Below are 12,780 nucleotides of genomic sequence, written 5' to 3' on the forward strand. Positions count from 1 at the left end.
CTGCGGCGCGCTGCCCGGCGGAGTGCTGGGGGAGTGCGGCCGGCCTCCCGCTCTGCGCCACGAAGGACCTCAGCCCGTCTCGGGGGGACGGCCTGCTTCCCGTTCCGCCCTCCCATGGACCTCGGCCCCGGGCCGGGGACCTTTTGCTCTCTTTGTCGGCGGAACGGTGCAGAGCACCATATATGATCTGCTCGCAGGTTTGAACGCTGAAGCGTCCACTTACCTGGTCAGAGAAAACCCAGGCTTGACCTGTGGTAACGCCTTTCCGTCGCCGTGCGGCGTGTGCCACGGTGTGCCAGTCGCGGCCCGCACGTGCCGCCGCTCGCGGAATATGCGCGGAATGATCTTGCCGTCCGTGGCCGCCTCTTGCGTGGGCAGGGCCAAGTGACGGCGGCGGCCGGCGCGGCTTGTCAAGATCAGGCGCCGACCAGCACACCCGGCGGTGGCGTCGCGCCTGCCTCCAGATCGTTTGCACGGGGACATGTGCAGGTTCCTCGTTCACTGCTGCGCTCGCCTTCGCATGGCGCCCTAGCGGTAGCCGTGTGGGCGATGTACGAGACGCTGATGCCCCGCGCCCTGGGCGGCGGGCGAGCTCCGGCCTACGCGCGGCGCTGCTGGGTGGCCGACGCGCTGGGCGTGAACGAGAAGACCTTGGACGGCGCGCGCCGCCAGCTGCTGGCCGACGGCCCGGGCGGGCCGTGGCTGGCCCGCTCCAGCCCGCTGGGAGCCAAGCGTGCGGTCCGGCACGCAGCGCTGCGGCTGCCCCGCGAGACCGGCGACCCGTACGTGGAGGTGCCGGCCTGGACGCTGGATCTGCTGTCGGCCTCCAGCGAATCCGATCAGCGTATTTCTCCGGCTGCGTGGCGGTTGTACGCGCTGGTGCTGGCCAACCAGCGCGAGGCTGACCGGCCGCTGGAGACCTCCGTCGGCCACCTCGGCGGCATGCTGGGCGCCTCGGCCGACACCGGCCGGCGCAGGCTCCGGGAACTGGAACGCGCAGGACTGGCCGAGGTCACCCAGCGCCGCGGCGGCCGTCTGCTCATGCGGCCCGTGCGAAACCCGAACGAGGCCGCCACAGTAGCTGTCACACATGCCACACAAGGCCGTCTGCACACCACCAGCCCCTCGCAGCCCAGAGCATTCACCCCTGGCAAGGCCGGGCAGTCACCCCTCGCAAAAGCGGGCAGTCCACAGAAGGCACATGATCATAAGACATCACAGCTGGACGCATCTCAACCTCCCGCCGCAGGCGACGTACAGGTGGTAGACGCCCAACGGCCGGAACCAGGAAGACAAGTCTCCCCAACGCGGGCTACGCCGCCGGCGGCGCGCCATCCGGCGACCAGGCGTCAGGCGACTGAGGTCTACCGCCATGCCCTGCCGGCGACCCTGGCCCAAGCCATCCCGGCATTCGGCCGACGCCGCGTGCTGGCCGCCATCGCCGCCGAACTCGCCACCCGGACGCCGGCGGAACTGGCCGAACGGGTACGCAGACGCTGGGAGCCGTGGCAGTGGCGCGACGACATCGCCGATCCCACCGCGGTGGCCATCACGATCGTCCGACGCGGCTACCACTGCCCCGACATGCGCTGCGAACAACACCACCGCCTCGACACCGGGCAGCCCTGCGGGGCGTGCGCCCAGATCGCCGCTGAGATCGTCTACCAGCGCGCCGACGCGCCAGACCCCAGTGCGCATGTCGACGCCAGATCCGCCAGTCCGCCCGGGCCCGCACCGGCCCGCGAGGTGGTCACCGCGCTGTCGTGGCCCTCGCGGACGTCGACGGCTACCACGACGGAGCCCGGTAGTCCGCCGTACGCGAACGCCGCTTACCAGGCCGCCCGCGCTGCGGTGGACGCGCTCCATCGACGTGGCCAGCAGCAACACTCGCTCAGCCAAGCCGCAGGGACGGAGTCCGCGTGATCCGCATCGTCCGCCGTTCTGACCCCTGCAGAAAGGTTCACCATGACCGCCGCCCCTGACCTGCGCCGCTACACCACGTGGGATGCCGTGCCCGAAGGGTCCTACAGCAGGACCCCGCTCGGCCGGCTCCACCCGCCTCGCCGATTTACCGGTCCTCGTGACCACACCGTGACGCCGATCTTTCGGAAAGTGTCGGTGCCTGGGCGTATCAGTGAAGAACAGTGGTGTGTGCAGGCGAGGGGGAGCGTTCGAACAAGCCGAGGAGGATCTGGTGGCTGACCACAGTGCCATCGAGTGGACGGAAGCCACCTGGAATCCCACCGCTGGATGCGATCGTGTCTTGTCCGGATGTGATCATTGCTATGCCTTGATGTTGGCGAAACGGCCCAAGGCAATGGGTGGCCCGAAGTATCAGACCGACGGCAATGCCTGTCCTTCCGGCCCGAGCCTCGGTCTTGCTCTTCACCTTGATGCGCTCAGACTTCCGTATCGATGGCGAGCTCCGCAGGTTGACTTCGTCAACTCTATGTCTGACGTTTCTGGCGGGTTTGCGATCTTCGATCGTTCGTCGGTACAGGTCAATAGGCATGCGGCAGGGCTTCGACGTGTGCGAGAGGTGTCGGGAACGTGCCCGACTCGTGGGCGGTGGAGCCAGTGAGCTCAGCAACGTCCATCGAGTGGACCGAGGTCACGTGGAACCCGACGACCGGATGCGATCAAATCTCTCCCGGTTGTGACAACTGCTATGCGCTGACACTCGCCAAGCGGCTCAAGGCCATGGGGCAGGCGAAGTATCAGCGCGATGGTGATCCGCGGACGAGCGGACCCGGGTTCGGCGTGAGCGTGCATGAGAATGCCCTGACCGAGCCGCTGCGGTGGCGCAAGCCCCGAAAAGTGTTCGTGAACTCGATGAGCGACGTCGGCCATGCCCGTGTCCCCACGGCATTCGTTGCCCGCATTTTCGCGACCATGGCGCTGGCGCCGCGGCACCAGTTCCAACTGCTCACCAAGAGGCCCCGGCGCCTGCGTCACATGCTGAACTCGCAGGAGTTCGTCGACGCGGTCTGGGCGGAGATGGAACGGCTATCTGCTGACGACGCCGTTCCGCTCGCCCGGCGGGCGCGCGAGACCGTGCGTCAGCGCGTGGCCAACTGCAACACGCTGAGCCCGTGGCCGCTGCGCAATGTTTGGATCGGCACGTCGATCGAGTCCGACGAGTACTGCTGGCGGGCAGAGGAGATCCGTCTGCTGCCGGCGGCGGTTAGGTTCTTGTCCTTGGAGCCGCTGCTGGGGCCGCTGCCGTCCCTGAATCTGACCGGTATCGACTGGGTCATCGTTGGAGGTGAGAGCGGCCCGAATCACCGGCCGCTGGATCTGGATTGGGTCCGAGATATCCGTGACCGGTGTGGAAGATCTTCGACGGCCCTGTTTTTCAAGCAGGTTGGCGGACGCACACCGAAGATAGGCGGACGGCTTCTGGACGGCCAGACCTGGGACGAGTTCCCGCACGAGGTTCGCCCTGCCTGAGCCGCGAGAGTCCAGGACGGTCCACGTTTGACGGCGCAGGGGACGCCTCAAGGCGTCATGTCGGTGTCGTCGATGTCATTATCGGCCTGTCGTTAACGAAGCTGTCACCAGGTACACGCGATTGCGTTATCCCTGCTCAGAGCAGCCTGAACCGGGAGAGGGCCAACTGTGCGATCAATGCGCCGCTCGGTCGCGGCGTCGGCGGGCGGCGCGGATCTCGGTGTCGGCGAACTTGTCGTCGAGCAACGCGTACAGCTGCGTGGTCTCGGTGGAGGCGTGACCGGGGGGCAGCCCAAGTACGAGAGAAAGGGATAGTCATGTCGCTGACCAGGGAGTTCGGGGCGAGAAACCGGCGAACAGCCGTTGGCGCTGAGAACGATCTTGATTGCAGGGAGCTGAGGCTGTTCTTGGTTGCGAAGCTTCCTTAGCTCGTTGCCCGGTCCCGGCGTCGGCGTGCGGCGCGGATCTCGGTGTCGGCGACCCTGTCGTCGAGCAACGCGTACAGCTGCGTCGTCTCAGTGGAGGCGTGGCCGAGGCGGCGGCGAACGGCCTCGATGGAGACGCCAGCGTTGATGAGTTCGGTGGCGTGGGCGTGGCGCAGCTGGTGGATGTCGATCTCGACGCCAGCCTGCGCGCAGTAACTCTGCCAGCGGTGGTGGGCGGCGTCGTAGGACGGCCTCGCTGTAGTCCCGGGGAAATTTCCAACAGATTTGCCTGACCTGCGGCGATACACAGGGCCTGGACGGCAGTCGCGAGGCGTCTACGGTGGGATCATGGGCGATGACGAGCCGAGGTTCGGCTACGGCCAAGGACGGCGGCCGCTGTGGAGCCAGCGCGATCGCGATGCCAAGAAGGTTCTGCGGGTGTGGCTGGCATGCTGAGCGGTCGGCCGCTCTGGTGCGGTGCGGTCAGCGAGGGCGGCGCCGCCGGATGGGGTCGGCGTCGGCGGTGATGCGGGCGGAGGTCTCCTCGCCCAGGCGCACGTAGCGGCCGAGGCTGGCCAGGTGTTGGTGGCGGCTTTTGGCCTGCAGTTCGGGCGCGGTGCGTCCGGCTTGCGCGAGGTGCTGGAGCGCCGAATGACGCAGCTGATGCAAGGTCCACCCCTGTCGGTGCGGGTCGAGCTCTGCCGAAGCGGTCTTGAACAGGTATTCGGCGCGCGGGTAGGACAGCCGGCCCCGCCCGGTGACGGGGCAGATGTCAGCGGCCGCCGGCGCTCGGCGCCCGGACGTGGCGGCGCGCCGGTCGGCCAGGAACACCGGTCCGGAGGTGCGGCCGGCCAGCAGCCGGGGCAGCAGCCGGGCGGTGGGGGTGGCCCAGTGCACGTACTCGATCGCGCCGCCCTTGGAGGCGACGCGGGCGCGGCGGAACTCCAGGTCGAGGTCTTCGACGTTGAGGGTGAGGATTTCCTCGGCCCGGGCGGCCGTGTCGTACAGGAGCCTCCAGAGGACACGTTCGCGGAAGGCGTGCGCGCCGTTGGTGAACAGCGTCTCCAGGCGGGTGCGCGGGATGGCGCGGTCGCCGCGGCGGGCGGTTTTGCGGCGCTCCAGCCGCCGGGCGGGGTTGGTGGCCAGGAGTTCCTGGCGCTGGGTCCAGACGGTGAAGGAGGTGAGCGCGGACAGGTGGCGGTTCCAGGTGGCGCCCGCCGCGGCCTTCCACCGGTCCATGACGGCGGCGTAGTGCTCGGGGGTCAGCGCGGCGACGGGGTGCTCTGGGCCGGTGACGGTTGCCAAGCGGGTGAGGGTCTCGGTGTAGCCAGCGCGGGTGGTGGCTGCGGTGAGGGAGTCGAGGAAGCGCTCGACGGCGGTCGCAGTCGTCATTCCGGCCGTGCCGGGGAGGGTGGCCGGGGAGGGCTGGCTGGGGAACGCCACGACGGACACGACAGCGGCCTCTTTCCTCGATGTGACACATAACGTTGCCGAGTCGCCTCGGCGGCCGGGAACGGCGAGCTGGGCGTGCGCGGCCCTGGCCAAGCCCGTGTGACAGATAATTGAAGTTCTGTGTCACACTGCCGAGTGCGCGCAGCTGCCAGTGAGTGCGATGGTCGGCCCAGTGGCGCGGGTAATCAACTGGAGCCAATTCTCGTGCGTCCTCACGCGCTTGGCCTCCAAGGCCTTGGCCGTCAGGAAGTCGGCATCAACAGGTCAGCGCGCCGTGCACCGCCGCATGGCCGTATGCAGCGTCCGGCGGTCAGCCGGACGGCGGCAGCAGTCGCCTCATCAGCGCCTCCTCCAGTTCGCGCAGGATGGTGTCGTCATCGACATAGGAATGCGGCAGGGTGTGCCAGAGGACGAACTGGCCGTGCAGCCCAGTCCACAGCAGGGCCCCCAGCGTCTGGGCCTCCTCACGTTGCTCAGGGCAGGCTGCGGCGAGGTACTGGTCAACGGCATCGGTCCACGCGGTCAGCACCCGGTCGAGCGGATGCTCGGTGGCGAGCCGGTCCTCCGCCGAAGCCTGCTGCTCCAGGCTGAACATGAGCCGATAGCGGCGGGGATTGTCGACGGCGAACCCGCGGTAGGTGCCCACGATGGCGCGCAGGACACCCCATGCGTCGGCACCGGCCTCGGCGGCCGCGCTCCCGGCCTCGCGCATGGTCGACGCCAGCGCGGCGTACCGGGCGTCGAGCACCGTCCGTACCAGGTCGGTCTTGTCCTTGAAGTGCAGGTAGATGCTGGGCGCGGCGATGCCCAGCTCCCGGGCGATGCCGCGCAGGGAGAGGGCGTCCTCGCGGCCGGACTCCTCCAGAATGCGGGTCGCCGTGTCCAGGATGTCCTGCCGGAGGCGCTCCCCTTCGCCCTGCCGGTTGGGCACACGCCGCCTCTGGGGTGCCAAGTCCACGTTTCCTCCTCCGTACCCCGCCACCGGTTGTGACCGGGATTTCATCATCGGCCATCCACCCGTCCGGAACGGGACCTCGCCAAAACAGCGTAACAGCGTTAGGCTAACCCTCGACAACCACCTAACGGTGTTAGTAAGACAAACGCCGTTAGGTTAACGAAAAGGAGCCCTTCGTGACCCCTGACCCCACGCCCGAATTCGTCCTCGCCCGGCCGAGGACCGTCCCCCTCGACCCGCCACCCGCCTACTCCCGCCTGCGTGAGGACGCACCGATCAGCCGCGTCACCATCTGGGACGGCCGGCACAGCGCCTGGCTGGTGACCCGCTGGGAAGACGCCCGTGCGGTGCTCGGCCACCCCGCCTTCAGCAGCGACCCCTCACAGCCCGGGTTCCCGGACGTGCAGCCGGATCAGCCGCCCCAGCCGCCCGGCTTCTTCACCAACGTCGACGCGCCCGTCCACACCACGATGCGGCGCACGCTCACCCGCGAGTTCATGGTCAAGAAGATCGACGCGCTGCGTCCCGCGATCATCGGCATCACGGGACAGCTGCTCGACGAGATGGCCCGGTCACAGGGACCGGTGGACCTGGTGGAGCGTTTCGCCCTGCCGCTGCCCTCGCTGGTGATCTGCGAGTTGCTCGGCGTGCCGTACGAGGACCACGAGTACTTCCAGGAGCGCTCGAAGGTCTTCGTGGACATCACGGCCACGGGGGAGCAGTTCACCCAGGCATGGGGGGAGCTCAACGCCTATCTGCTCGACCTGCTCGCCGCCAAGCGGAAGGCCCCCGGCGATGACGTGCTGTCCCGCCTCGTCGAGCAGGTCGACGCGGGCACCGTCTCGGAGGGGGATGCCACCGACCTGGCGGTGTTCCTGCTGTTCGCCGGCCATGAGACCACCGCGAACATGATCGCGCTCGGCACCGTCGCCCTGCTGCAGAACCCCGGCCAGATACCCCGGCTGCTCGCGGGGCCGGCCGAGACCGCGCAGGCGGTGGAGGAGCTGCTGCGTTATCTGTCCATCGTTCACATGGGACTGCGCCGCCGTGCTCTCCAGGACGTCACGATCGGTGGTATCACCATCTCCGCCGGGGACGGCGTGATCGTCCCCATCCATCTGGCCAACCGCGATCCGGAGGTTTTCACCGACCCCGACCGCCTGGACCTCGGCCGGGCCAACGCGCGCCAGCACGTGGCGTTCGGATACGGCATCCACCAGTGCCTCGGCCAGCCTCTGGCCCGCGCCGAACTCCAGATCGCCCTGCCCGAACTCTTCCGGCGGCTCCCCGGGCTACGGCTCGACGCACCCCTTGAAGACCTCGCTTTCAAGCAGGAAACGGCCGTCTACGGAGTCAGTGAACTGCCCGTGACCTGGTGAACGAGCCGCCCTACGCGGCCCGAACCTGCCCTCACTCTGCCGACCCCGTCACCACTCGGCTCGGACCCTCTCCACCGAGTCGAACAACATCCTCGAGCCCAGCGGAGCACAACCCCCATGAACATGAAGGTGGAAGTAGACGTCCCCAAGTGCGTCGCCGCCGGACAGTGCGTGCTGCTCGCCCCGGAGGTCTTCGACCAACGGGACGACGACGGCATGGTCGTCCTGCTCGACGAGACCCCGGCGCCCGAACTGCACGACAACGTCCGTGAGGCGGCGCTGGTCTGTCCGGCCGCCGCGATCCGACTGGTGGAGTCGTGAGTATCGCCGGGCGCCCCCTGCGCTCCCCTGGCCTCCCGGACCGCGTCGTGATCGTCGGCGCGTCCGCGGGCGGCCTGGCCACGGCCGAAGCACTGCGCGGACAGGGCTACCGGGGAACAGTCACCCTGATCGGCGACGAGCCACACCTGCCGTACGACCGTCCACCGCTGTCCAAGCAGTTCCTCAGCGGGCTATGGCAGCCCGAGCGGCTCAGGCTGCGCCCACCGGCGGAGATCGACGCACTGGGCATCGACCTACGGCTGGGCTGGGCGGCCACCGGTGTGGACCGCGAGGAGCAGACCGTGGTGCTGTCGGACGGCAGCACTGTGCCCTACGACGCCCTGGTGGTCGCCACCGGGGTCCGGCCGCGGCGCCTTCCGAGCAGCACGGGCGTATCCGGGGTGCATGTGCTGCGCACCCTGGAGGACGCGACGGCACTGAAGGCACGGCTGGCTCCCGGGCGGCGCCTGGTCGTCGTCGGCGCCGGTTTCATCGGCGCCGAGGCCGCCGCGTCCGCCCGCGGGCTCGGCGCCGACGTGTCGATGATCGAGCCGGCGCCCGTGCCGCTGGCGCATGCCGTCGGCGAAGTCGTGGGCCGGGCCCTGACCCGGCTCCACCTCGATCACGGCGTCGACCTCAGCACCGGGGTCACGGCCGGCGAGATCCTTTCGTACGACGGCCGGGTCACCGGCGTCGGCCTGGCCGACGGGATCGTCGTCCCGGCGGATGACGTGGTGGTGGGCATCGGCTCGCACCCGAACGTCGAATGGCTTCAAGGCAGCGGGCTGCGGCTGGACGACGGCCTGGTGTGCGACGGGTTCTGCCAGGCGGCGCCCGGCGTGTACGGGGTGGGCGACGTGGCCCGCTGGTACAACCCGCTGTTCGAGACGACCATGCGGATCGAGCACCGCACGAACGCAGCCGAGCAGGGCATGGCGGTCGCCCGCAACCTGCTGAACCCGGAGCATCCCCGGCCGTTCGCCCCCGTGCCGTACTTCTGGTCGGACCAGTACGACATGAAGATCCAGGCGTACGGCTTTCTGCGCGGCCACGACGAAGCCGTGATCGTTGACGGCGACCCCGAGACCCGCCGCTTCATCGCCGCCTACCGCAAGGGCGACCGCCTGACAGGCGCCCTGTCGGTCGGCATGCCACCAAAGACGCTCCGCGCCTGGCGATCCGCGGTCGCCACCCGCCAGGAATGGTCGAAGACGCTGAGCGACGCGCACGCCGCGTGACCTCATGACACACAGCGGCCACACCTGAGACCGAACACATACCTCGGCCGGTGGGATCCGGACGGCCCTCGCCCCACCGGCACCAAACCGCACTCCCCTAACCCAAGAGGAAGCACCATGAAACCACCCACCTGATCCACCGGTTCTCTCCGACACGCCCGTCACCGTCACCGGCGGCGGATCCGGCGTCGGACGCGCATCGACGGCTCCGCCGAGGTGCACCTGATCGACTTCACCGGCGACCTGGATGACCAAGTGCGTGCGCTCACCCCCGGCGGCCTCGACGCGATGGTGCACCTGGCCAGCGACGACGCACAGCTCACGGGCCTGTCGCGGCCGGGCGGGAAACTCGCTTCCACACCGGCTCCGGCCCGTCGAAGGACAGGCTCGCCCTCACCTGCTCCTGACTCCTCCCGCCCCCACTGACGAAAGAGATCTGATCATGCCCACACTCGCCATCGTCGGCGCCGGCCCCGGCATGGGCCTGGCCATCGCCCGCACCTTCGGCAAGCGCGGCTTCGACGTCGCCCTGATCGCCCGTACCGAGGAAAAGCTGAACGCCCTCGTCGACCAGCTCGCCCAGGAGGGCATCACGGCCGCCGCGTTCCCCGCCGACGTGCTGGACCGCCCTTCTCTCACCACCGCCCTCGACGCGGTCGCGGCCCGCTTCGGCAGCATCGACGTGCTGGAGTACTCCCCGGCGCCGCACTCACCCGTGCCCGGCCTCACCATGGTCACCCCGAGCGGGGTCACGGTGGAAAACCTGCAGCCGCAGATCGAGTACACCTTCTACGGAGCCGTCACCGCCGCCCGCAGTGTGCTGCCCGCCATGCGGGAGGCCGGAGCCGGGACCCTGCTGTTCACCACCGGCGGCGGCTCCATCAACCCCGTCCCCATGTTCGGCAACGTCAACGCCGCGGCCGGAGCATTGCGCAACTGGGTGCTCAACCTGCACAACGAACTGGCGGGGAGCGGCGTGTACGCCGCGCACGTGGCGATCAGCACCTGGATCGGCGACAACGGCCCCGAAGGCATCCCCGCAGCCACCCCCGAACAGATCGCACCCCTGTACTGGGACCTGCACGAGCACCGCGACCAACCCGAAGCCGTCTTCACCGGCTGACTCACACCGGCACTCCGTCCGCCGCCCACGGGCGGCGGACACCCCCCATCATTCGGACGGCTGCCATACGGGCTCGCGAAGGGGGGTGATGCCACTCAGCCGGGACTGCTCTTGCCGTGCTTCCAGTAGCCGAGGAAAGAGACATCGGACTTCGGGACACCCTGTTCCTTGACCAGGTGTCGCCGCAGACCTGTGGCGAGGCCGCTTTCTCCCGCCACCCAACAGTAGATGCGCTGTTCCGGGGGGAGTTTCCAGGAGGACGTGAGCGTCTGCAGGGCAAGTCGTCCCGGGATGGCGCTGTGGTCGTCGCGGGGCAGCCAGTGGACGGTGACTCCGGCGGGTGCCGGAACCGGTCGGATGTCGTCGCCGGTCGGCACTTCCAGGTAGGCGTCGCCGGTGAGGTCCGCAGGCGCCTGTTCGAGGATGGAGAGGAGGGCCGGTACGGCGCTTTCGTCGGCGACCAGCAGTTGCGACTGGGCCGTGGGTGTGGGGACGTAGCCGATTCCTTCAGGGAACAGTCCCACCGGATCTCCCGGGCGGGCGCGGGAGGCGAACGCCGAGGCGGGACCTGCGTCGCCGTGCAGGACGAACTCAATGTCCAGTTCGCATTCTTCGGGGCGAAACGCGCGCACGGTGTAGAGGCGGACCCAGGGCCGGGTGGCCGACCGCATGAGCATGAACTGGGCCAGCCAGCCGTTGTGCGACGCGGTCGGCATGGCGAGTTCCCGCTGGCCGTCGCGGCGGAAGAACAGCCGACATGCCTGGTCGAAACCCATGGGGTCGAAGTCCGCCAGGTCGGGCCCCTGGACAGTGAGGGTGACGAAGCTCGGGCTGGTGCATTCGGTGCGGGAGACCGCGGCGCGGAGCATCCTGCGCCGCGTCGGCGACTTGTGTCGGGGCATGACGGCTTCTCCGATGGTGGGGGATCAGACGCGGCGTGCGAAGGTAGGGACGATGACTTCGTCCGCCAGGCGTTCGACGAACGCGTCGGTGACGGGGACGTCCGCCACAAGAATCCGGTTGGTCAAGACACCCTGCGCCAGCTCGCTGAGCCAGGACAGGTCCACGTCGGAGCGCAGCTCACCGCGGCCTTGAGCCCTGTCGATGACCTCTTCCCACATGCCGTCGAGAGGCCGGGCGAGCTGACGTTCGGTCGCCTCGCGCAGGTCCGCGTCACGACGGCCGGCGTCCACCAGGGTGCGCAGCATCGCCGCGTCCCGCCTCAACCAATCACTGACCAGCCTCAGGGCCTCCAGCACCTCGGCGCGGAAACTCCCCTGGTCCGGCACGGTGAAGGAAAAGCCCACCCGGCGGCGTACAGCCTCGATGACCAGTTCGTGCTTGCCCGGCCAGCGTCGGTAGAGGGTCGTCTTGGACACGCCCGCCCTGGCCGCCATGGCATCGAAGGTCAGCCGGTCGAAGCCGACCTCGCTGAGCAGCTCGACGGCCACGGCGAGAATGTGGCGCTCGCGTTCTCTGATCCGCGCTGTGGATTGCATAGTACGAAACTGTAGCGTACTAATCAGGTTAGGCAAACCTTATCAATGGAGGGTGTGCCGTTCCGCGGTGCGAAGGGGCACCCGCACACGGCTCCCCCGAACAGCTCGGCCTGCCACGTAAAGGGCTGCCGGATCAGCTACAGGTCGAGTAGTCCAGGCCGAGCTTGGCCAGCGAGGTGTCGAAGGCACGCTTGGCGTTCTCCTCGCCGGCGTCAAAGATCCACAGCTTGGTGGGGACGAACAGCTCCTGACGCGGGATGCCGCTGCTCTTGATCGCGCGGCCGACGGGCCTCCTCGTTGCGGTAGGCGGCCGCGGTGTCCAGCAGCCGATAGCCGGCCTGCAAGGCATCGGTGACCGCCTGCTCGGTCTGCCCGGGCGGCATCTGATAGACGCCGAAGCCGAAGATCGGCATCTCGACGCCGTTGTTCAGGGTGACCGTCCGCATCGGACGTCCTTCCTCGTCGCGAATCGAACGGTCAGCGTTCGATCATCTGCATCTGCGCCTCGTTGTGGTGCCCGCCGGCGGCCGGGGGCAGGCTGTCGAGCTTGGCGATCTGCTCGACGGTCAGAACGAGGTCGTCGGCGGCGACGTTCTCCTCCAGACGCGAGACCCGCTTGGTGCCCGGGATGGGGGCGATGTCGTCGCCCTTGCTGAGCAGCCAGGCGATCGCGACCTGCGCGGGCGTGGCGCCGGCCTCGGCGGCGATCGCCTGCACCTCGTCGGCGAGGGCCAGGTTGCGCTGGAGGTTCTCGCCGGTGAAGCGGGGGTTGGTGGCCCGGAAGTCGTCCGGGCCGAAGTCGCTCTCCGATCGGATCTTCCCGGTCAGGAAGCCGTGGCCGAGGGGGGAGTAGGCGACGAACCCGATGCCCAGCTCGCGCAGCAGCGGCAGCACCTGCGGTTCCTGGTCGCGGGTCCACAGCGAGTACTCCGACTGCA

General features: G+C 68.8%; 14 protein-coding genes. 7 read left to right on the forward strand and 7 right to left on the reverse strand.

The annotated features are described in order from the left end of the window. Window positions 1–549: 549 nt before the first annotated feature. The 3 genes from EJK15_RS49690 (at window position 550) to EJK15_RS49700 (ending at window position 3,450) form a co-directional block, all read left to right on the forward strand. Window positions 550–1,923: a hypothetical protein gene (locus tag EJK15_RS49690; protein ID WP_138717459.1), complete on the forward strand. Its 1,374-nt coding sequence runs from the start codon at window positions 550–552 to the stop codon at window positions 1,921–1,923. A 271-nt stretch (window positions 1,924–2,194) separates the two neighbouring features. Beyond that, complete coding sequence (locus EJK15_RS78000; protein WP_138717460.1) at window positions 2,195–2,581, forward strand: DUF5131 family protein; 387 nt, start codon at window positions 2,195–2,197, stop codon at window positions 2,579–2,581. Then, entirely contained in the window at window positions 2,551–3,450 is a 900-nt protein-coding gene (locus EJK15_RS49700) for a DUF5131 family protein (protein ID WP_206061589.1), read from the forward strand. Before EJK15_RS78000 ends, EJK15_RS49700 begins: the two co-directional genes overlap by 31 nt. Before the next feature lie 424 nt (window positions 3,451–3,874). Here the strand turns inward: EJK15_RS49700 and EJK15_RS49710 are convergent, their stop codons facing one another. From EJK15_RS49710 to EJK15_RS49720, 3 genes are all read right to left on the reverse strand, one after another. Next, window positions 3,875–4,183 (reverse strand): tyrosine-type recombinase/integrase, encoded by a 309-nt coding sequence (locus EJK15_RS49710; protein ID WP_240777714.1) that lies wholly within the window; start codon window positions 4,181–4,183, stop codon window positions 3,875–3,877. A gap of 175 nt (window positions 4,184–4,358) precedes the next feature. Then, window positions 4,359–5,327 (reverse strand): tyrosine-type recombinase/integrase, encoded by a 969-nt coding sequence (locus EJK15_RS49715; RefSeq protein ID WP_240777715.1) that lies wholly within the window; start codon window positions 5,325–5,327, stop codon window positions 4,359–4,361. 310 nt (window positions 5,328–5,637) lie between these two features. After that, window positions 5,638–6,285 (reverse strand): TetR/AcrR family transcriptional regulator, encoded by a 648-nt coding sequence (locus EJK15_RS49720; protein WP_206061590.1) that lies wholly within the window; start codon window positions 6,283–6,285, stop codon window positions 5,638–5,640. A 173-nt stretch (window positions 6,286–6,458) separates the two neighbouring features. Between EJK15_RS49720 and EJK15_RS49725 the strand changes: the two genes are divergently transcribed. The 4 genes from EJK15_RS49725 (at window position 6,459) to EJK15_RS49740 (ending at window position 10,343) form a co-directional block, all read left to right on the forward strand. Continuing rightward, the gene (locus EJK15_RS49725) at window positions 6,459–7,661 is read left to right on the forward strand and encodes a cytochrome P450 (RefSeq protein ID WP_138717462.1); all 1,203 of its coding nucleotides are present in this window, start codon (window positions 6,459–6,461) and stop codon (window positions 7,659–7,661) included. Window positions 7,662–7,784: 123 nt separating this feature from the next. Beyond that, window positions 7,785–7,982, forward strand: a complete 198-nt coding sequence (locus EJK15_RS49730; RefSeq protein WP_138717472.1) for a ferredoxin — start codon at window positions 7,785–7,787, stop codon at window positions 7,980–7,982. After that, the gene (locus EJK15_RS49735) at window positions 7,979–9,220 is read left to right on the forward strand and encodes an NAD(P)/FAD-dependent oxidoreductase (RefSeq protein WP_240777716.1); all 1,242 of its coding nucleotides are present in this window, start codon (window positions 7,979–7,981) and stop codon (window positions 9,218–9,220) included. The genes EJK15_RS49730 and EJK15_RS49735 overlap by 4 nt, the downstream gene beginning before the upstream one ends. 442 nt (window positions 9,221–9,662) lie before the next feature. Further along, window positions 9,663–10,343, forward strand: a complete 681-nt coding sequence (locus tag EJK15_RS49740) for an SDR family NAD(P)-dependent oxidoreductase (RefSeq protein WP_138717463.1) — start codon at window positions 9,663–9,665, stop codon at window positions 10,341–10,343. A 95-nt stretch (window positions 10,344–10,438) separates the two neighbouring features. On the opposite strand, the gene EJK15_RS49745 is transcribed toward EJK15_RS49740, so the two are convergent. From EJK15_RS49745 to EJK15_RS49760, 4 genes are all read right to left on the reverse strand, one after another. Continuing rightward, window positions 10,439–11,245: a siderophore-interacting protein gene (locus tag EJK15_RS49745; RefSeq protein WP_240777717.1), complete on the reverse strand. Its 807-nt coding sequence runs from the start codon at window positions 11,243–11,245 to the stop codon at window positions 10,439–10,441. A gap of 24 nt (window positions 11,246–11,269) precedes the next feature. Then, entirely contained in the window at window positions 11,270–11,842 is a 573-nt protein-coding gene (locus EJK15_RS49750; RefSeq protein WP_138717464.1) for a TetR/AcrR family transcriptional regulator, read from the reverse strand. Window positions 11,843–12,054: 212 nt separating this feature from the next. Further along, window positions 12,055–12,288: a hypothetical protein gene (locus EJK15_RS49755; RefSeq protein ID WP_206061591.1), complete on the reverse strand. Its 234-nt coding sequence runs from the start codon at window positions 12,286–12,288 to the stop codon at window positions 12,055–12,057. A 31-nt stretch (window positions 12,289–12,319) separates the two neighbouring features. Next, window positions 12,320–12,780: aldo/keto reductase (locus EJK15_RS49760; protein ID WP_138717465.1), on the reverse strand; the 461-nt coding region annotated here is incomplete at its 5' end.

It is taken from the genome of Nonomuraea basaltis (genome assembly GCF_005893125.1).
GTDB classification, from domain to species: domain Bacteria; phylum Actinomycetota; class Actinomycetes; order Streptosporangiales; family Streptosporangiaceae; genus Nonomuraea; species Nonomuraea basaltis.